Source organism: Rhodococcus sp. MS13, from assembly GCF_013277835.1.
GTDB lineage: Bacteria > Actinomycetota > Actinomycetes > Mycobacteriales > Mycobacteriaceae > Rhodococcus_F > Rhodococcus_F erythropolis.
This window is the reverse complement of the sequence record NZ_VBTL01000002.1, coordinates 17,053-36,939: the sequence shown is the minus strand read 5'-3', so window position 1 is coordinate 36,939 and position 19,887 is coordinate 17,053. Positions and strand designations below refer to the sequence as shown.

Here is a 19,887-nt window from a genome sequence, read left to right as displayed (position 1 = left end):
CCGAAAGTGAGCGTTTGCCGGGGGTCCTACTTCAGGACACGGATCGCCGAGCCCGGAAGGATTCCGCTCGACGGCGGGTAGATCGACGTTGCGCCGTTGAAGAACATATGAGCGGGAGTCGTGGATACCGGCAGCAGGTCGATGTCGTTGAACAATGCGCGCTCACTTTCCTCCCAGACCTTGCAGGACTCGTCACCGGGAAGAAGCGAAGCCTCAGTGGACAATTCGATGTACTTCTTGTTGTCGAGGGAAGCGAAGTTCACTCCTTCAGGTTTGGGCGGGCCGGTGAAGTACTTGGCAAAGATGCTCGGCGTATCACTCCCCAGCGTCAAACCGATGGAAACTTCCCACGACGACAGGTCGGTGGTGCTGAATGTGTTGGCAATGACGAAACTGTAGTCGCCGCCGGTCAGTTTCACCTTCGCGCCCAGTCGTTCCCACTGTGTTGCTACGTATTCCGCGGCGGCAGAGTTTGTATCGCGTGAGTTGTTGAAAATTACGTTGAGGGCAAGCGGTCGACCGTCCTTCGTCAGGAGGCCGTCGGGACCCGCCTTCCAACCTGCGTCGGACAGCGTTTTCTTTGCTGCATCGACGTCGAAATCGGGGATCGTCCCTTCGACACTGTTGTAGTCGCAGGCAAGGGGTTCCGAAACCGCGAGGGCGCGTGCACGGGTTCCTTTACCGCCGGTAGTGATCTCGGTGTAGTCGTCCAGGTCTACTGCCTGCACGAGGGCCTGCCGTACAGCACGGTCTGCCGTGGGTAGGGCCGCGAAATGATTGAAGATGAACTCGCCGGACAACGTGGTGTAGGTCTTCGAATCCAGACCCGCTGCCAAGACTCGTTCCTCGTCCGAACCGGTCACCGCCGCGGCATTCACTCCACCGGTGAGAACAAGATTCGCCGTCGTACTCGGATCGGTGACAATCTTGATCGTCACTGTCTTCGGCACCCCGAGAGTGTCGGAAGTGGTCTCACCGTTCGGACTCCAGGTGTAACCGTCGCGGCGTTCCATCGTGATGTGATCGTTGGGAACAACTTCGGTGACCTTGAACAGACCCGTTCCGTTACTACTCGAACGGATACTGGCCGGGTCTTCGAGCGTCGCAGCGCACGGAAGCCGCATCGAGCCTATTCGGGAGAGCAAAAAGGGTGCCGGTTCGGCTGTAGTGACCGTCAGTTCGTCACCGTTCGCGGACGCGACCGTCGACGACGGCACGGTGGATCCTCGTAGCGGTGAAGCGTTTTCAGGGTCCATGACCCAGTTGATGTCATCGGCTGCGGTCTGCGCGGTGAAGGAAGTGCCGTCGGCACAAGTGACGCCCTTCTTGAGCACGAACTTCAGCGTGTTTCCTTCTTCACGCCAACTCTCCGCCAGATACGGACGCACCGTGCGGGTTTGCGCATCGATGTCGATCAACGAATCGTACGAGTACGCGTTCACGATCTGAGTCGACGTAAGGTTTGTGATCAGAGGGTGCAGATTTCCGGGATCGGCGTTGATGACAGTCGTGAAACTGCCGTCCTTTGCATACTCACCGACCGAACCTTCGGGACTGGATGCGCCGCCACACCCGGCCAGAGTGAATACGCCAACGCTGATAACTGCTGTCACGGAGACAGAACGGGCTTTCATACGAGCCGCCATCTACTAGGAGTTGCCATGGCGACAATCGTGCGGGACTGACGTGGTCTGTATCTCGTTGAAGTTCCCCATACAGTCGGCCGTACTCTGTTCGATTGTCACTATCGACCGGGCAATCGCAGACGCTAAGTACGACGCCATCGTTGACGACTAAGTACGACGCTGCCGTTGACGGTGATTCGCGACGTTGATTCGGTTGCCGCACAACGCGGGCATGCAGTAGCGGCGTCGCCCTCCCCGGCTCGTATCGACAAACACCCCGTTGCACGTCGGCGACGCGCATGGGCGGAATCGTTCGTACCCCAATGTGCGCAGAGTCCCCAGCAACGAGTAGCCGATCAACAACGCAAGCTCACCCGTGAGATCGATTCTTCTGTCCGGTACCGCATTCCATCGATAGTCGTACTGGGCATCAGGCACGAGTCGAACGTGATGCGGGACAGTCTGCAGGAGTCGATCAGTGCGATCAACGAGTTCGTCGGAGGTCGGAGCATCGAGAATCGAACGAATCGCCTCTCTGAGTGCCTGCACGTCGGCAAGTTCACCGCTGGTAAGCCGACGCCCGTTGCGGAGCGCATCCGGCGAGAGTCCATGTTCATCCAGTAGATCGTGAAGCGCCTGAGGATCACGCAACGCGTCGCCTGCCTCCACCCACACGCGGGGCGAGGTGTTGACCAGGTCGGTCGCGAACGACGCACCGACGACGTAATCGTCTAAAACTACTTGCATCCCTTACCGCCCTGCCTTACCGTAATTGAATAACCCAACTTTACACCTTACGGAGGCAGCGGGATGGAACATTGCGCAGACCACAGACTGCCCGAGATACTCCGAGACACTCATCACCGATTGCGCCGCGCCGGCACCGTGGCATCGGAGACGCCTGTCGTCGCTGCCGATCTCTACTGGTCGATCGGTGCACTCGCCCAGTGCCTGACAGCGATGGACGAGGTCATTTCACAACTTGGAATCAATGCCCGAAAGCAGTTGCGAGCTGGAAAGTTCGACGTCCAGAGCGGACCGTTCGAAGGAGAGCCCGACGCCGCCTTACTCACCGCAGTTCTTGCGCTCGCCAGAGCATCGAGTAGTTGCGAACCGGTTCAGGCGGCAATCGGCAACGCTCAGATCGCGGTGAGCGATCTCGTCGTCGCGAGGACTACCAGCGCCTGAGACTCGGGCGGGCCACCCGCTCCCAGTAGAGACTGTATGGTTGGTTTTCGGCATCCGCCGAGAGCGTCGAACAGCAGGGACCGGGTTTTCACTGTGAGTACAGGGACATCAACGATCTACGAGGACAGGACCGTCCGAATCGACGATCAGGGCGTCACGATCCGCCACTATTACTTCCCGTTTGTCAGCAAGTTCGTTCCGTACTCACAGATCGAATCCGTCGACCTCGGAGTCATGTCATGGCTGAGTGGACGCTTACGAATTTGGGGAACAACAGATTTCAGCTCGTGGTACAGCCTGGATCTTTCACGCCCGTGGAAGGAGACCGCGGTGGTACTCACCCTCGCCGGCCGCGGAGCGCCTTCATTCAGCCCCAAGGACGCAGATCGCGTCGAGACCGAAATCCGCAGTCGCATCGGATCGCACGCCGCGAACTGACTAGCGAAACTCGGATTCGACGGTAACGATGTCACGCCAGTCGGTTCGACCGAACAACCGCGCCAGTGCAGTGAACAGAACGTCCGGGTCGATGACACTCTCGGCTGAGTGCACACCGACCCGATCCCGAATCGTTCCGTCGGCCAGCCGGGACACCACCTGAGCAAGGCCGAGCGCCAAGGGGATTCCGGTTGCACCGGCCATGTCCGACAGTAACTCCGATACCGGTGAATCGTCAGCGATCCGTGCCACGACGCGCATCTCTCGACCTTCGCGCACCCCGGTCGCCGAGGCGAAAAACAACGGCAAGGATCCATGACCGGCACGCGTGAGCATTCGAGGCGCAGCACGGATCATCCGCCGGAGCGAGGGCTTGCCCAATTCTTCAGCAGCCGAGTCGAGATCGATTCTCCCCTTGTCGATATCGGAGCGGAGAACGTCGAGGAACGCCACGGTTTCCGGTGTGATCACCATCAGATTTGCCGAATGCCCTGCAGGATTGATGGTCCGATGAAACATCACCGGCTCCGGATGCCCGACCACGTAAGCGTTCCCCCGACGTCCGCCGGGCAGTTCGAGTGCGATGGAACGCAACGGTTCTTCGTTGACGATTCGCCCCGCACGAACCACTGGAACCGTGCCGCTGATCTGCTGCATCCAGTGAACGGCCGCTGCACTCAATGTGTCCACCGACTCGTCCTCGCCCTCGACATCAACCGGCCAGGCTGTATACAGATCGTCGACCACGTCCAATCGCGAGACTGCCATCGCGGCCAGGAGGTTACTCATCCCGGGACTTGCGCCCATGCCGACTACCGCACAGATTCCGGCTCCCCTCGCGGCACAGTCCAATTCCAGCATGTCGACGGCCGGCTCCCAGTCGTCGCAGATGTCGAGATAGTGAGTCCCGGTCTCGATCGCTGCCTGGAGAATGCCGACGCCGAAACGGAAGAACGGTCCGACCGTATTGACGACCACGTCTGCGCCATCCAACAATTCACGTAGCGTGCGACCGTCCGTGACGTCGATGCTGCGCGCCTCGACTTGCGCTGACGCCTGAGCCAGTTCAACTGAAAGACGCTTCGCAGCATCGATATCGCGATCCGCGACTACTACCTTGCCGATTCCCGGCAATGTTGCAGCAAGACGAACTGCTGCCGAGCCCATGGCACCGGCACCGCCCAGTGCGACAACCGTGATTCCGTCAGCCATGAATTCCCTCCAAAAATGCAGTCTGATCCGCTAGATAACCGGGAGCGAAGATAGAACGGGGAGCAAGGACGGCCACCAGAGCCGACATCACTTCCGAGTCTTCGAGGTCCTTCTCCACAATCGAGTGAGTGGCGTCGGGATACTTCTTGACCACCAGTTGCCCTGGCGAGTCAAGTAATTCGCGGTACACCCTTTCGGTATCGGCCACGTCGACGTTGACGTCTTGTCCGCCGATGATCAAGAGCACCGGAACCCTCACGGATTCGAGATCGGCTCGCGCATCCGATCGGTAGTTCTTTCGAATGAAGTTCCACCGGTCTTCGGTGAGACCGTCGGCCTCGCCGGAGGCCACGAGATCGTCGTACGATGCATCACGGGCCAACTGATCCAAGTTCTTCGCACGATCGACCCGCGCTTTCTCGAACTCGTCGGCCGACGCATTTCTCTCGGAAAGTTCGGCTAGGGTATTGAATTCGCCTTGTTGGAGCCAGTTGATCGCGGGACCCACGGCAATGACGAACGCTACGTCCGGGTCGAGGTTCACCACCTTGGGCATCACCCACCCTGCCTGGCTTGCACCCCACAGACCGATACGAGACGGATCGATATCCGAACGTCCCCGCGCCCACTCGATTGCCGCTTCCGTTTCTGCCGCGCGATCGTCCATGCTCTGGTCGAGCCAATTGCCCGGTGCCCCATTCACCCCCGGCTTGTCCCAGGAGAGTGACGCGTACCCCGCCTTTGCGAACGCCTCCCACACCGGTCGATAGAACGTCTCATGTGTTGCATCGACCGGGCCGTCTCCGTGGACGAAAACCACGAGCCCGAAGGGACCGTCACCGTGTTCGGGCAGTGCAAGGACTCCCTGGAGCGGCACCGATCCCCCGGTGATCGTCACTTTTTCCTCACGGATGTCATAGGTGTTCTGGTACAGCGTCCAGCCCACCAGAGTCGCGATCAGAACAACGACCACCGCCAGGGAAGTAACCATCCACCTGCGTAAACGAGGCTTACTCTTGCCCTCGCTCATCGATTCCGCTGCCATCTTCCCGCCCTAACGTACGAATTTGAAACGATCGTATTGCATTCGATAGTACAGTTGTGGGCGAAGATGTCGAGAAGCGAGGAAAGGACATGGCGATGACCGACAGGGACGTCGATGTACCCACGAGGATCTTGATCGAGGGACTACTGCGCACGGACGGAACTGTCGACGGACGCACCCTTTATGCCACCGCCGACGCCCTCGACAAAACTGATCAACAGGTTCGGCTGTGCATCAAGCGGTTGGTCACCGAGGGGAAGTTCACTCAGGAAGGTCGCGGTCGGCAGGCCACGCTACGAGCAACGCCGAAAGCCGTGCGCGAGATGGAACCCGACGTCGAATTCGTTCGGCTGGCCTATCAACAAGACCGCGACACTGTGACGCCGTGGGACGGGTATTGGCACCTGGCCGGGTTCGCAATTCCGGAGTCGTCACGGAAAGCGCGAGATGCGCTGCGCACCAGGGTCGTTTACCTCGGCGGCGCGCTCGTCCAGGGCGGTCTGTACGTCTCGCCGCACGCCTGGGAACCGTATATTCGCGATGCGGCCGCCGAACTCGACGTCGAACAGCACCTGTCTTCTCTCACCACTCGAGATCTGAAAGTGGGCATGCTCGTAGACCCCGTGAAGATTGCCGCGCAATTGTGGCCACTGGACCAGATCGCTGACGGATACGAACGGCTGCTCGACGTAGCGACCGCACGCCTGCACAAACTGCAGAACGGTTCCGGTACCGATGCTGTCACGATGACCATCGAGCTCGCGGCGGAATTCACGCGAGCCATGGAACCGGATCCGCTGTTGCCGCCGGAACTACTGCCCACCAACTGGATCGGCACGAGGGCTCGGTCGATCACTGCGCAATGCTGGACGCTTCTGGCACAGGTGGACGGTGCCGACGAATTACCGTCGCTGTTCCACCTGTACGCAGATGCAATCGGTGACGATCAGGACGCAAGCGTGCGCTGACGGGGCGGCAGTCCGAAACGCCCGAGAACCTCGTCGACTGCGGTGGACGGTGTGACAAGTCCGCGATCCTGAAGCCACGGAATGGTGCTGTCCACCAGATGCTCGAGCGTGCGAGGCAATGCGAGAGGCAGCAACGTAACGCCGTCGGCGACCTCGGCAGCTCGGATATCGGCGATCAAACTGCCGAGACCGGAAGGCGTTCCGACGTAGTGAAGCGAAACGGGAACCCGCGGCGCCGTCAACGCGCTGTCCAACTGTGCAAGCTCTTTACGGGCGGAGCGAGCCTCCGGCGCGATCAGAATCTCGAGATCGACCAGTACTGCGACGCTGTCGGGATCGCGTCCTTCTTCGGCGACAGCAGCGCGTATCCGTGCACGTTCGAGCTGTGCCTCACGCAGGTCCGCAGCGCGAATCCGAACCACATTGGTAGGGAATGAAGCTAAATCGAGAGCCTTTTCGCCCTCGGTGAGGTCCACCCAGTAGTCGCCGCCGATGATGGGCAGGTTGCCGGGTGCGCCCTCAGCTGCCGGATGGTGACCGGATCCGGTCAACTCGACCGCTACGTGCAGAGAATGCGAAGCGCGTGAAGACATGTGAGACCTCCGAAAATCAGAAAAGTATGGGATGAGCGAGACGAATCGTCAGCTCGAACACATTCCTGACGAGGTGCGGCACAGATCGACATGGCGACGGCACCACTGACCGAGAGTGATGCTCACTCTCGAAGGGGTGGCGGGGAAATCCGCTGGTGCCATGGCTGCCATGCTAGTTGTCCGTTCGAGTTTTCGGGGACCGAGCTCAGCTCAGACGCACTCGGCTGCGCCGGCGTTGTCGTCTGCGGCTCCGAGGAAGGGGCGGGTCTCGGGCACGGGGTTCCACGCACCGGCAGTCTTGGCGTAGTTCCAATCACGCTGATTCGAAACCAGGATGTTCACGGCGTCTACCAACCGCGTCACGTCGTCCGAGCTGCTACCGAGGCCGAGGCTGGCGCGAACTGCACCGCCGGAGAGGCCGAGGCGTGCGAGAACCGGGTGTGCGCAGAAGCGACCGTCGCGAACTCCGATGCCGTGCTCGGCGGAGAGGAATGCGGCGATTTCGCCGGCTTCGAATCCGTCGACGGTGAAGGTGACGATTCCGACGGCGTCCGGTGCGTCATTCCACAGTCGCACGAGCGAGACGCCCTCGATGGCGGACAATCCGTCGGTGAGCTGGGCCGTGAGTGCCTTCTCGTGCTCGGCGATGACGTCGAAGTCCAGCGCGTGCAGGGTTTCGCATGCGGTCGCGATGGCTGCCGCACCGAGAACGTTGGGGGAACCTGCCTCGTGGCGGGCAGGCGCGCAGGCCCACTCCGTGGACTCGATGGTCACCTCACGCACGGCGCCGCCGCCGGCGAGGTACGGCTGAGCCTCGTCGAGCCAGTCACGGCGTCCGACCAGAACACCCGCGCCGAAGGGCGCATAGAGCTTGTGACCGGAGAAAGCGATGTAGTCGACGCCGCATTCCTGCAGGTCGATGCGACGGTGGGGAGCCAGCTGAGCTGCGTCGACGAGGATACGTGCGCCGCAACGATGAGCGATGTCAGCCAAGCGTGCAATCGGCAGGATCTCGCCGGTCACGTTGGAGGCACCGGTGATTGCGAGCAGCGCTGCAGGCTTGGTGCACAGTTCACCGATCAGACGCTCGATCGTCTCTTCGATGGTGTCTGCAGCGGTGACGATACGAGCGTCGTTCCACGGCAACAGGTTTGCGTGATGCTCGACATCGAGGACGACGGTGCTGCCGGGGACGCACTGCGCAAGCAGGTTCAGCGAATCGGTGGTGTTCCGGGTGAAGACGACAACCTGATCGTGGGCACAATTCACGAAACGAGCAACGGATTCACGAGCGTTCTCGTAGGTGAGCGTGGAGATCCGAGACGCGTAGCCGGCACCGCGGTGGACGCTGGCGTATGTCGGCAGCAACTCGGCGATACGGTCAGTGACCTGGGCCAATGCCGGCGCACTCGCGGCGTAGTCGAAGTTGGCGTAGGAGCATTCGCCACCCTGAACCAATGGAACCTGCAGGTCAGCACCCGAAACCTTGGCAATCGCGGTGGTGCGGCAGGTGTCGGCACTCAATACAGCAGTCATCGAAGACAATCCTCACGTTCAAGGACTCGTTCGTCGGGTGATGGCCCCGGAAGAGTCCGCGCTTGCCGCATTCGTTTTCGAACGCAGCCGGGTCGTCACCCGGAGCACCCCACCGCGGAGGAGGGTTGCCGACCAGCAAGCCGGGGCTGAACACTGGTACTCGTGACCTGGCAACGAGGATGGCAGGAACCTCCCGTGCTTGTCAAGACGAAGCCGCGAAGATCTCCGTCAGGGCGCGATGGTCCGGCAAGCAAGGTGGAGCGCGAGTCTCGTTTCCGGATCTGCGAGATCCACCGAGAGAAGGCGCTGAATTCTATCGATCCGACTCGATACGGTGTTGCGGTGCAAGCCCATTCGGGTTGCGGTGTGAGCCAGAGACGATTCTTCGTCGAGGTACGTCGACAGAGTCTCGAGCAACTCTCCATTCGAATCGCGTAGCGGCGCGAGCAGCGCCGCGGCTGCGGGCTGAAACGTGTCGGTTCGCGTCCACGCCAGCAGCAACTGCGCCAGACCCAGGCGGTCCACGTGCAGGAAGCGGCCTGTGTGCGACCTCGAACCCGCGAGCCGAGCGGCATCCCCGGCCTCAGACAGGGACGCACCGATTCCAGCCGGACCGTCGTGTGCGCGTCCCACACCGACCCAGGTCTCCATCGTGGGTTCCAACCTCGCCTGAGCTGCACGGATACTCTCGGCGATCCTGGTGATCGACTCCGGTCGCGGCTCGCCCGGCAGAGTGGTCCACGCTGCCCAGCCGTCAGCCTGTTCCACGACATTGGCGTCGATTCCCTCGGCGGCGAGGGCGTCTGCGACCTCACTGCGCCTGGCCACCAGGTCGACCTCACCGACCGCCAGGACTTTGATGCCGATATGCCATCCGTCCAGTGCCCAACCCGCGTCGAGTGCGCGCCGGAGCAGTCCGGGTGTGGCGTCTGCTGACGTGTCGATCAGTTCACCGAGTAACGCGCTACGCCGGCGCGCTTCACGCTCGTCGACCATGCGTGCAACGGCCAGTCGGTGCCCGGCAGCCAACGAGGCCACGTCGAGAACCACTGAGAGAGAAGCCTCTTCGACGCTTTGACGCACCGGGAGCAGCACCGCCAGCCAGGGCTCTCGGGCTGCGCCGGACATCACCGGGCACGCAATCAGGACCCCGCCGGAGTCCAATTCAACAGTGGTGGGCGCCCCGCGGCCCGACAACATACCGGCGGCTGCTCGATCAGCATCGGACAACAAATCGGCGCCGGTCAGCGGGCGTCCGGACGCGTCCAGGAGGATGAACGAACGCTGAAATGTGTTCAGCAGCACCGACAGAAGATTCTCGACGCTTCCGCCGGCCCGCTGGCCCGCGTGTGTCGCCCGCAGTACCGCGTCGGCCATCACCGCCCGCGAATTCGAGAGAAGATCACGAAGATCCACGCTGAACTGCCACGGGTCGGATACTCCGAGCACCACCAGTCCGAGGCGATCGGCAAGCAACGAGAGATTCGCATCCTCCGCCGCAGTGCTGTGTACCGCGAGCACCCGGCAGCCGGTCGCCGCCGTGCGTCGAAGGAGAGCGTCGAATCTCCACTCCCCGAGGTCGATTCGATCGAGAATCACCAGAACTGATCCTGCACCCGCCGCACCCGACACGGCCTCGGCTGACTGTGCCGATTCCCCGGTGAGCGCTCCCACTGTCGTCACGACGGGATCACCTTCGCCGGCAAGTCGATACAACCCGACAAAGATCGGGTTGTTCAGCAACGCCGACACACTCGCGCTCATTGCGCCTCCATCAGCACTGCGTCATGGTCGATCCCGAAGGCCCGCGGGCCGACAACTTTCAACCTGCTCACATCTTCCGCCCACCACTGAGGGCCGGGCAGAACCAACACGGCCACATCTTGCCCCTGGTGCACTGATTCGCACGAGACGAAGGCACCGGTCCGGACGTCGAGCAACGTCACGATGTCCGGACATGTCGCAATCATCTCGCCGTCCGACGCGACGGTCAGGAACTCACTTTCGAATTCGACTCGTATCACCGCAGAATCGTGTTCGAGAATCACGTTGCCCCGACGATCGCCGGCGTTCGGGCGACTACGACGCACCGCACGCACCCGGCCTGTCCCCATTACTCGCCCCCCGGAGCTTTCGGCGATCTCCCGCCAACTGCCGAGGGTCCCGACGTGCTGACCCAGTTCATATGCTCGGGACAGAGTTCCCGGAATGCACGCCTCCTGCACAGTCCGCGCATCGATCGACGCGATCGCCAGAGCGCCCCAACCGCTGGTTCTCCCGATCAACGACCGCACTGCTACCTCGGCGCCCAGCACATCCACTCCGTCGACGACGGTAATGAGGCCGCCGGGCTGGGCGAGAGTGACCGGGCACAATTCCAACCCGGCTGCGGCGAGAGAGAAGTGATCGAGCCGAGGCATCGCTCGACCGAGCAGGTCCGCGTCGACCACGGGAATCCCCAACGCCAACGCCGCCGCAATGCCGGAGAGAGCGTTGAGTCCACCGCCTTCGAAAGTCATCACCGCGGTCGGACGTTTACCAGTCCACCGCGTCAAAGCTGCTGCAGTGTCGGCAAACTCATGCCCGGAGGGCAGTTGCTCTTCCAAAGCCAGGGCCGATCCGACGATTCCCACCGGCATGATCATCGCCCCGGACGGCAACTGGTCCGGCGCGATGACTTCTACCGACGTTGACGTCATCAGTGGACGCAGCATTTCCACGAACAGGCGTGGATCGCCGCCCCCACCGCAGCCCAAGACCACCGCCCCCGCTGCGATCGCGTCGAGGTCGGCCTCCCGGACCGCGTGCAGCCTGCTCACGGCTCGCTATTCTGCCAGTACAGGTTGCTCGAGTGTCTCCACCGGCAGGAACGGGCGATCGAGTCCGAAGCTTGCCGGGCCGAAGACCGCCAGTGCCTCCGGTGTTCTCATGATCGGCGGAGTCGCGATCCCGATGACCGCAACTCGCTGCCCGTACCGCAATCCCTCGGTGGTGATGGGCTCGGCAGTGTCGGCCTCGACGATGCAGATAAGGTCTGGCACGATCGCCACCATTACTCCGGATTGCACGGCGATCAGATTTTCGTTCTGGAATTGAACTTCCAGCTCTTCGTCTCCGACGCCGGCGATCCGCACCGAACCTCGAGCGAACCCCTCATCGGTTCGCCGGTCGACATCGATCACCTTGCCGTGAAAGAGAACTCGCCCGTATCCGTAAAGCGTGTCGGAGAGACCGTCCACCAGCGCCTGAACCGGGTCCACCCGCTGCTCACGTGAAAGCCTGATGGACCGACCGATGACCAAGGCCAACGACAGAGTCCGTGGGATCGCCGTCCGCTTCACATCTGCACCCGTCATCGAGTACTGCGCGATATGCGCCATCCCACCGAACCTCGACGTCACCCCGCGAGCGAGGCCCTCCAATCTGCTGTTGTCGCTGCCGGTGTCGAAGATCGCCACCTCGTCGTGCTCGTTCGCCATGGCGAGCGGACTCGCCGAAATCCCGTACACCGAGAAGGTTTCCATCTCGAGCTGAGGAAAGGCTCGTCCCATCCCGTCGGCGTCGACAACCGGCAGTCCGCGCCGCGCTGCCACCAGCAACGGAATCATCGAATTGATCCCGCCGCACTCCATCGGCATCGTGGCATCTGCAGTTCGCCCCGTGTGCTTCTCCAACGTGATCAGCGCCAGCTCGGGTTCGGTTCCGCGCGGCATCTTCTCGACCACGACGGTCGGTGCACCCATCTGCGCGACGGGGATCACCCACGCGTCGTCGTCGAGCTCCGCCGGATCCAGAATCGTGATTTCACCGGCTTCCCCGAGCGCCTGCGTGACCAACATCTTGCCGACGAACGGATCTCCCCCGCCGCCGGTCCCCAACAAAGCTGCGCCCCTGGCGAGGTCGTCGAGGTCTGCCGTTCGTAGTGTCCAACTCATCGTGAGCCTTCCTGACCGGTGGAGACCAGACCACTGTGCAGTGCCAAGTCACCGACTGCCTTCACTCGAATACGTGTTGCGTTGCCCGGCAGATACGGAATCGGGACCTCGTCGAACTCCACGATCTGCACCGACTCGGGCCGTGCGCCTGCTGCGACTGCCCGATCGATCGCCTCCTGGCGAGCGTCGTCGGCAAGAATCTGCCTGCGCCCGTCCCGTACCGCTTCGACTCGATCTACCTCACCACTGACCTGCGCGATCGCAGCGCCGATCGCATTGGCAACGTCGAAGCGCTCAGGACGAATCACCGTTCCCAGGCCGGGAAGTTCGTGCTCCAGCAAAACCGATCCCCCGCCAACCGCCACAACGGGAAGTGGATCCGACGTGGTCCGCATCTGTTCCACGGCGTCGGCGACCCGGCGCGAGATCCGGTCGAGTGCCGTCGACACCAGACCGCGGTCGAGGTGCGCCACCGCACTGCGATCTCCGACGTCGGCCAAGCCTGCCGCGACGGCTATGTCAGTGGCCGTCAACGTGTCACCGCCGAATACGAGTGCCCGTGAACCCAATTCGTATCCCACAGATTCGGGTCCGACTGTGAGTCCGTCCGCATCCACCAGCGAACCACCACCGATACCGATCGAGAAGACGTCCGGCATACGGAAATTGGTCCGTACCCCGGCGACCGTCACCTCCGTGGTGGCTTCTCTGGGGAAACCGTTGGTCAGTACGCCCACGTCGGTAGTGGTGCCCCCGATGTCGATCACCGCACAGCTGGCCAGACCGGACAGAACAGCGGCGCCTCGCATGGAGTTGGTCGGTCCCGACGCGAAAGTCGCCACCGGATAACGCCTTGCGTACTCGATGTCCATCAAGGTTCCGTCGTTCTGGCTCAGATACAGCGGTGCGGCGATGCCGTGCTCGACCAAAGAACTGGCAAGACCGTCGACGATGTGATCGGCAAGCTCGCGCAGCGCAGCGTTGATGATGGTCGCGTTCTCCCGCTGGAGTAGACCCACTCGACCGATCTCGTGAGAGAGCGAAATTGCGACGCCCGGACCGAGTTCCTCACGCACGATCTCCGCTGCCGCCGCTTCGCATTCGAGATTGACCGGAGAGAACACCGACGATATTGCGACCGAACGAGTACCGCTGCGAGCCATGTCGGCGGCATGGCGACGAATCTCGTCGGGATCCAGCGGTGAGATACGACGACCGTCGAACTCGTGCCCACCGTGAGCGAGGTAGTGCCTTCCTTGCACAGCGGAGACCAGGTCTCGCGGCCACCCCACCATCGGCGGAAGCGCTGCGGTCGCCGGAAGCCCCAATCGCAGAGCCGCTGTTGGTGCAAGTCCTCGCTGCTCGATGAGAGCGTTGAGAAAGTGCGTCGTGCCGATCATCACTGCTTGAACAGCGCTGGGAGAGAACGAGTACTGCTGCTGCAGCGCCGTCAGAGCTCCGCCGATTCCGCCGGTGATGTCCTTGCTGGTCGAGTGTTTGACATGCCCGATGACGGTGGTCCCGTCCATCAGGACCGCATCGGTGTTTGTACCACCGACGTCGATTCCGATTCGCATCGCGAACTCCCTTCTACAGTGTTTGCAGTGCTAGTGCGTGAGCGCAGATGTTCCCGAAGGCTCTTGCGGCGCTTCGGTTGTGGTGCGTCCGACCCCGCGAATCAGGCCGAGTCGACCCGCGACGACGTAGAGAACGAATGCCGAGGCCACGGCGTTGATGGACGGCAAACCGAAGGTGCTGTAATGCCCGATCAGCGCCGAGACGATCCAGATCACCAACGTGGCCGGCACCCAAGTGGGCGCCGAGTTCGGGAGGGTACCCGCGGCTCGACTCTCTTCCAGGTCCTTGCGCCAGGTCTTGACGATGAAGTACTCCGCCACCATGATTCCGGCGATCGGCGGGAATCCGACGCCTAACAGGATCAGGAAGTCGGTGAACGAGTTCAGGATTCCGGCAGCCGCGAGGATCGAACCGGTCACGCCGACCACAGCGGTGACGACGGCGCGATTGATGCGTCGCCCGAACACGACGTCGATGAAGTTCACGATGCCGAGCCCCGAGCTGTACAGATTCCAGTCGTTGATCTTGAAAGTTCCGAGAACAATGATGAGAACGCCGACCCAGCCGACCGACGACAGGATGATCGTGGCGATATCGGAACTGCGAACGGCATGCGCAAGAAGTACACCGGTCAATCCGATCACGTATTCGCCCAATGTGATTCCGACGAGTGTCTGCTTCACGACGTCACCCGCCGTGCGGTTGAATCGCGTCATGTCGGGTGTGATCACTGCTCCGGCAATGAAACCGCCTGCGACGATGGTGGTTCCGGCGAGGAAGCTGAGCTCCGGCCCGGCTGGAGCAGATGCCATCAGATCTGACAGCGAGTGATTACGCAGTTCGGAGATGACGGCCCAACCCACCAGAAGCAGGAACAGGGGAACGGTGATGTTGGCGATCAGCTGCATCGAGCCGAATCCGCGAAGGACTATCGCGGTGATCAGAAGGCCGAAGACCAGGGCCCACGCCCACTGCGGCAGAAACGGCATGATTCCGTGCAAACCTGATGCAGAGACAGCAGATTGGATGCCGAACCAACCGATCAGGCTGACTCCGATCACCAGGCCGATCACCGCGGAACCCGCGTGCCCGAATCCACACCAGCGTGCGACCACCGACGTGTTGAGCCCTTCACGAACCCCGATGATGCCGATGAAAATACAGACAACCTCGAGAATCACCGCCCCGACTGTCAATGCCCAGAAGGCATTCCAGAACGTCATGCCGTAGCCGAGCGTCGCACCGAGCAGGAACTGTGCGAGTGCCGATACCTGACCGAATCGCTGTACTGCCACCGAGAACCACGAATACCGTGCTTCGTCGGGAACGCGGGTGAGCGCGTAGTCGTCACCGTCGGACACTTCACCGCCGGCTGCGGTCGTTGATGTGTTTTTCATGACGGACTCCTCGAATAGTTGGGAAGTGTTCTCGGAGAAGACGGTACGAATGTGGTCGGGGTCACGCCTATGGGCGAATTGGCGTTTCTTCGTGTTACGACAATGCATTTCGCACAGTCGTCATTTCACACAGTCGTCAAATGGCACGGTCTAGCGCAACGCGTACCCGCCGTCGGGGTACAGCGTGGAACCCGTTGTGTACGTGTTGGTGAAGAGATAGAACACCGCTTGTGCGATCTCGTCTTCGTTCCCGACGCGGCCGAGCACGTTGTTCTCCGCACTCCAGGTGAACGCCGCCTCCCGAACCTCCGCCGGACGCTGAGCCCAAAGATGCCCGTCGATGGTTCCGGGAGCAACGGTGTTGACGCGAATCGGCGACAGCTCGACCGCCAGCCCCCGTCCGAGCCCCTCGATTGCCGCATTGGCCGCCACGTATGCCGCAGCAGCCGCGGGTGGCCGCACACTGGCAGCACCGGACATGAGGACCACCGATGCGGTGGGTGTCAGCTTGTCGAGCGCAGCGTGCACGACGCGGTACTGCCCCCAGAACTTGGAGGTGAACGGCGACGCCGCTTCCTCGACGCTCTGTTCGCGGAACGAGCCGACCTGGTAATCGGCAGCCGTGGTGAAGAGAGCGTCGACGCTGGGGATGTTGGTGAAGAACGCTTTCACCGAGTCGTCGTCGGAGGTGTCGACTGTGAACCAGTGCGCCGCCTCACCCAGCTGCGTGGCCGCTGCTTCCAGCTTGGATGTGGTTCGGCCACCGAGAACTACCTGCGCGCCGGCGTCGACGGCAAGCTGCGCCACCCGCAGCCCGATGCCTGTTCCGCCACCGATCAGTACGACGGTCTTGCCTGAGAGAGGAGAAGGTGTCGTTGTCATTTAGCGACTGTAAGGCTCACCGAATTGTCCCGACATGTGCAGAATGCACAGATTTCACTACGCCACGGTGCTAAGTATCCAGAATAAGCCGGTAGAGACTGCCGCCCCCAAGGATCTCACTTGACTGAGTTTGCTGCGTCGAAACTGCCGTCACATGCACTCCTCCTTCGAGTTCGCTTGTAACAAAACAACTCCCACGACCGAAAATGTCGGTGAACCACAACCGCGAAGGGAAGTAACGAATATGGGATCAGCAGATGTCATGGCCTGGCTCGCCGAGGGTTACCTCGTCGGCGACCCGATTCGCTATCCGCTCTACGTCGGATCGATGTTCCTCGCGATGCCGTTCCAGTTGATCGGCGTAATTCTGGGTCACCCCTTCTGAGTCGCCCCTATTGAGTCACCCCTTCCGAATCGTCACATCAGGCCAGGGCGGTCGACGTAGAACGGCCAGGGTTGCGATCACCGCGGCCGCCAACCCGATGAACTCCCCCATCAAAGCCGCCCTGGTGTGATCGACGGCCGGTGACCACGACGGCTCACCCTCGTGGATCGAGAACACCCCCACTGGCACCGGTATCGGGTCGCCCCGCCACCGCCGGTGTAGACGCGAAACCGTGATGATCGTCGATCCGTCGCTGGTCTGGTGCGGTTCACCGAAGATCATCGAGGTCCCGGAATCCGCTCGAAGTCGCTCCACCGCATCACGAATCTCCATGATCACCATGTTCGCACCGAAACAGCAGCCCCGTGCGAGTATCGATCGATGGCCGAGTGGTGGGTACCGAGCAGGCGCGTCGAGCGATGGGGCCAGACGATTGGCCTCGTCCTGCTCGTAGTCGTAATCGGTCCGAGCACCATCCATACAGTGGCCACGGAACCGACAACCGGTAATTGGGTTCGCCTGGCAATCTGGCTTTTCGCGACGGTCGGATTTGCCTACGGCACCGTCCAAGCCTGGCGAACCAGGAACAATCCTCAACCGGCGTGGGGGGAAGGGACAACTGCCCCCACCGAAATCCCTGCCGACGACGTCCGTAGTGCACTCGCGTCGACTGACGACCGTATTCCGGCAATCAAGGCACTGCGCGAACTGCATCCGGGCTTGGGTCTGAAGGATGCGATGGATCTGATCGACGCTCAGCGGGGCGAACAGGGCCCGCATCACTGATAGTTGCGACCATCACAATCACAGTTAGGTATCGACACCTGACCGCCACGATCGGGCAAGCACGCCAGGAGTTAACCACCTGACAGACAGGCTGTTTCGCCGAGTTTGACAAATGTGGTCAATCGGTGAGCGTCGACTCGACCGATTCAACTCACCGTACCAATCGAATTCGCCGTTCAGCATTCCACTCCTGACCCAATGCCACTATTACCCAACGATTTACAACCGGAACTACGGCATCCAGTGAGAACTTTCGCGACAGTGCAGCATCTTTCGTCCAGTTGAGTTGACCGAAACTTGACGTTACGTTGAATTTCAAAGCAATAGCCCGGTCTTGACCTGCGATGGTGTGAGCGAAACGCCCACCTACGCGTGACACGTGGCCGCCCTGATGGGCGCTGTGAATGCCTGAACGTTCGAGGAGTGGAATGACTGCGGTCAAAACTGCGTGGCGTGAACTACGGAAACCCGTGTTCATCCCCGCGTCGATAGTGATCTTTGCCCTGATCGCCTTTGCCGTGATCTACGCGGGAACCGCCGCGGATGCTTTCGAAACACTCAACAACGTGATCAGCGACGGCGTCGGCTGGTGGTACATCCTCTCGGCCACCGGTTTCGTGATCTTCGCGCTGTACTGCGGAATCAGCCGCATCGGCAACATCCGATTGGGACGTGACGACGAGCAGCCCGAGTTCGGGATGCTCTCGTGGTTCGCGATGCTCTTCAGCGCCGGCATGGGCATCGGGCTCGTGTTCTACGGAGTAGCCGAACCACTTTCGCACTACGTGACCCCACCCGTCGCCGGGCAGATCGCCGGATCCACGGACGCCGCAGCCAATCAAGCCATGGAACTGACGCTGTTCCACTGGGGCTTGCATGCATGGGCGATCTACGTCGTCGTCGGCCTTGGTCTGGCGTACATGACCTACCGAAAGGGTCGCCCGCTGTCGATCCGTTGGCTGCTCGAGCCGCTCCTCGGACGGGCTCGCATCGAAGGAAAGATCGGCCACGCCATCGACGTCGTCGCCATCGTCGGCACGCTGTTCGGTGTCGCGACGTCGCTGGGCTTCGGTGTCCAGCAGATCTCGGCCGGCCTCGACTACCTCGGCTGGGTGGAGACCGACAACTGGTTGGTCATCACCATCATCGTCATCGTGACGGGCATGGCGACCTTCTCGGTCGTCTCCGGTGTCACGAAGGGCCTCAAGTGGCTCTCCAACATCAACATGATGCTCGCTGCCGCGCTGGCACTGTTCGTCCTGATTCTGGGACCGACGCTGTTCCTCATGCAGTCGTGGGTGCAGAACCTCGGCGGATACGTCCAGGCCTTGCCCGAACTGATGCTGCGCACGTCCCCGTTCGCCGAAGACGGCTGGCAGGGCGCATGGACCATCTTCTACTGGGGTTGGTGGATGAGCTGGGCACCGTTCGTCGGCATGTTCATCGCGCGCATCTCACGCGGCCGCACCATCCGCGAATTCGTCTTCGGTGTGCTGCTGGCCCCGACGCTGGTTGGTTCGTTGTGGTTCACGATCTTCGGTAACTCCGGCATTCTGCGTCAGCGCAACGAGGGCACGATGCTCGACGCATCCGGCGCAGTGGACACCAACACGTCGCTGTTCACGCTTCTCGACGGACTTCCGCTCGGAACGATTTCGAGTGTTCTCGCGATCGTCGTGATCGTGTTCTTCTTCGTCACGTCCGCGGACTCCGGCTCGATCGTCATCGACATCCTCGCGACCGGTGGCAGCTTGGAGACCTCCAAGATCACGCGTGTCTACTGGACGTTCCTCTCCGGTGCCGCGGCCGCAGTTCTCCTCATCGTGGGTGGCAGTGGATCGCTCACGGCGCTGCAAACCGTTGCCATCGCCACGGCGGTACCGTTCTCGGTCATCATGGTGCTTGCATGTCTGTCGATGCTGAAGGCGTTCCGATACGAGGTCGCGTCGGCACCACGCTACCTGCGGGTTTCTACAAATGCCTCGGCATCGACCGACGTTCCGCAACCCACCGAAAAGCGGCTCCGCGATCTGAAGATCTCGTCGACCTTCGCCGGGCTCACCCCGTCACAAAGCGGAATCATGACGGATCCCTCCGACGCCCACATGCTCGTCGCGGTCCACGAAGTTCCCGCCCATGCGGTCAACATCGACCCGGATACCGGCGCCGTCGACTTCTCCGAGGAATCGAAGGTCGTCGATCCGCTGGGCGGAGAGGTGTTCGACACACCCGAGTTCGCCGACTCGGCAGAAGGCCACGCGCAAGCTGCCAGTACGGACTGACCGGCACGTTCGGCATGTTGCATTAGGCATATCTGTT

19 protein-coding genes and 1 riboswitch are annotated in these 19,887 nt (G+C 61.6%); of the genes, 6 read left to right on the top strand and 13 right to left on the bottom strand.

Going from position 1 to position 19,887, the window contains the following annotated elements:
- Positions 1-26: 26 nt before the first annotated feature.
- Positions 27-1,634 (bottom strand): ABC transporter substrate-binding protein, encoded by a 1,608-nt coding sequence (locus FEZ59_RS02620; RefSeq protein WP_172932197.1) that lies wholly within the window; start codon positions 1,632-1,634, stop codon positions 27-29.
- A gap of 159 nt (positions 1,635-1,793) precedes the next feature.
- Positions 1,794-2,372, bottom strand: coding sequence for a CGNR zinc finger domain-containing protein (locus FEZ59_RS02615; protein WP_021333732.1), 579 nt, complete (start codon positions 2,370-2,372; stop codon positions 1,794-1,796).
- A gap of 63 nt (positions 2,373-2,435) precedes the next feature.
- On the opposite strand from FEZ59_RS02615, the gene FEZ59_RS02610 reads away from it, so the two are divergent.
- Positions 2,436-2,813: a hypothetical protein gene (locus FEZ59_RS02610; protein ID WP_003941183.1), complete on the top strand. Its 378-nt coding sequence runs from the start codon at positions 2,436-2,438 to the stop codon at positions 2,811-2,813.
- Positions 2,814-2,906: 93 nt separating this feature from the next.
- Positions 2,907-3,251 carry a hypothetical protein gene (locus tag FEZ59_RS02605; RefSeq protein ID WP_019746690.1) on the top strand — a complete coding sequence of 115 codons (345 nt, stop codon included), beginning with the start codon at positions 2,907-2,909 and terminating at the stop codon, positions 3,249-3,251.
- On the opposite strand, the gene FEZ59_RS02600 is transcribed toward FEZ59_RS02605, so the two are convergent.
- Both FEZ59_RS02600 and FEZ59_RS02595 read right to left on the bottom strand, forming a co-directional pair.
- On the bottom strand, positions 3,252-4,463 hold the full coding sequence (locus tag FEZ59_RS02600) for a saccharopine dehydrogenase NADP-binding domain-containing protein (protein ID WP_172932196.1): 1,212 nt from the start codon (positions 4,461-4,463) through the stop codon (positions 3,252-3,254). It abuts the gene before it with no gap.
- Positions 4,456-5,454 carry an alpha/beta hydrolase gene (locus FEZ59_RS02595; RefSeq protein WP_030534853.1) on the bottom strand — a complete coding sequence of 333 codons (999 nt, stop codon included), beginning with the start codon at positions 5,452-5,454 and terminating at the stop codon, positions 4,456-4,458. The genes FEZ59_RS02600 and FEZ59_RS02595 overlap by 8 nt, the downstream gene beginning before the upstream one ends.
- 143 nt (positions 5,455-5,597) lie before the next feature.
- Here FEZ59_RS02595 and FEZ59_RS02590 point away from each other — a divergent pair, with 143 nt between their 5' ends.
- Entirely contained in the window at positions 5,598-6,476 is an 879-nt protein-coding gene (locus FEZ59_RS02590; protein WP_030534854.1) for a DNA-binding transcriptional regulator, read from the top strand.
- Here the strand turns inward: FEZ59_RS02590 and FEZ59_RS02585 are convergent.
- The 8 genes from FEZ59_RS02585 to FEZ59_RS02550 form a co-directional block, all read right to left on the bottom strand.
- Positions 6,455-7,069 carry a hypothetical protein gene (locus tag FEZ59_RS02585; RefSeq protein WP_020906017.1) on the bottom strand — a complete coding sequence of 205 codons (615 nt, stop codon included), beginning with the start codon at positions 7,067-7,069 and terminating at the stop codon, positions 6,455-6,457. The genes FEZ59_RS02590 and FEZ59_RS02585 overlap by 22 nt on opposite strands.
- A gap of 210 nt (positions 7,070-7,279) precedes the next feature.
- Entirely contained in the window at positions 7,280-8,605 is a 1,326-nt protein-coding gene (locus tag FEZ59_RS02580; RefSeq protein WP_172932195.1) for an aminotransferase class V-fold PLP-dependent enzyme, read from the bottom strand.
- 53 nt (positions 8,606-8,658) lie between these two features.
- Positions 8,659-8,773: riboswitch (SAM riboswitch) on the bottom strand.
- A 60-nt stretch (positions 8,774-8,833) separates the two neighbouring features.
- The gene (locus FEZ59_RS02575) at positions 8,834-10,369 is read right to left on the bottom strand and encodes a helix-turn-helix domain-containing protein (protein ID WP_172932194.1); all 1,536 of its coding nucleotides are present in this window, start codon (positions 10,367-10,369) and stop codon (positions 8,834-8,836) included.
- Positions 10,366-11,424 carry a DUF917 domain-containing protein gene (locus tag FEZ59_RS02570; RefSeq protein ID WP_020906014.1) on the bottom strand — a complete coding sequence of 353 codons (1,059 nt, stop codon included), beginning with the start codon at positions 11,422-11,424 and terminating at the stop codon, positions 10,366-10,368. The genes FEZ59_RS02575 and FEZ59_RS02570 overlap by 4 nt, the downstream gene beginning before the upstream one ends.
- 6 nt (positions 11,425-11,430) lie before the next feature.
- Entirely contained in the window at positions 11,431-12,540 is a 1,110-nt protein-coding gene (locus FEZ59_RS02565) for a DUF917 domain-containing protein (protein ID WP_172932193.1), read from the bottom strand.
- Complete coding sequence (locus tag FEZ59_RS02560) at positions 12,537-14,117, bottom strand: hydantoinase/oxoprolinase family protein (RefSeq protein ID WP_019746681.1); 1,581 nt, start codon at positions 14,115-14,117, stop codon at positions 12,537-12,539. The genes FEZ59_RS02565 and FEZ59_RS02560 overlap by 4 nt, the downstream gene beginning before the upstream one ends.
- A 30-nt stretch (positions 14,118-14,147) precedes the next feature.
- Complete coding sequence (locus tag FEZ59_RS02555) at positions 14,148-15,515, bottom strand: cytosine permease (protein WP_020906011.1); 1,368 nt, start codon at positions 15,513-15,515, stop codon at positions 14,148-14,150.
- Between the two features lie 150 nt (positions 15,516-15,665).
- Entirely contained in the window at positions 15,666-16,397 is a 732-nt protein-coding gene (locus FEZ59_RS02550) for an SDR family oxidoreductase (protein WP_021333722.1), read from the bottom strand.
- 244 nt (positions 16,398-16,641) lie between these two features.
- Here FEZ59_RS02550 and FEZ59_RS02545 point away from each other — a divergent pair, with 244 nt between their 5' ends.
- On the top strand, positions 16,642-16,782 hold the full coding sequence (locus FEZ59_RS02545; protein ID WP_172932192.1) for a hypothetical protein: 141 nt from the start codon (positions 16,642-16,644) through the stop codon (positions 16,780-16,782).
- A gap of 15 nt (positions 16,783-16,797) precedes the next feature.
- Here FEZ59_RS02545 and FEZ59_RS02540 read toward each other — a convergent pair whose 3' ends face one another.
- Positions 16,798-17,124 carry a hypothetical protein gene (locus tag FEZ59_RS02540; protein ID WP_019746678.1) on the bottom strand — a complete coding sequence of 109 codons (327 nt, stop codon included), beginning with the start codon at positions 17,122-17,124 and terminating at the stop codon, positions 16,798-16,800.
- A gap of 141 nt (positions 17,125-17,265) precedes the next feature.
- Between FEZ59_RS02540 and FEZ59_RS02535 the strand changes: the two genes are divergently transcribed.
- On the top strand, positions 17,266-17,568 hold the full coding sequence (locus FEZ59_RS02535) for a ribosomal protein L7/L12 (protein WP_228117932.1): 303 nt from the start codon (positions 17,266-17,268) through the stop codon (positions 17,566-17,568).
- Positions 17,569-17,996: 428 nt separating this feature from the next.
- Complete coding sequence (locus tag FEZ59_RS02530; protein WP_007727149.1) at positions 17,997-19,850, top strand: BCCT family transporter; 1,854 nt, start codon at positions 17,997-17,999, stop codon at positions 19,848-19,850.
- The last annotated feature ends 37 nt before the right edge of the window (positions 19,851-19,887 follow it).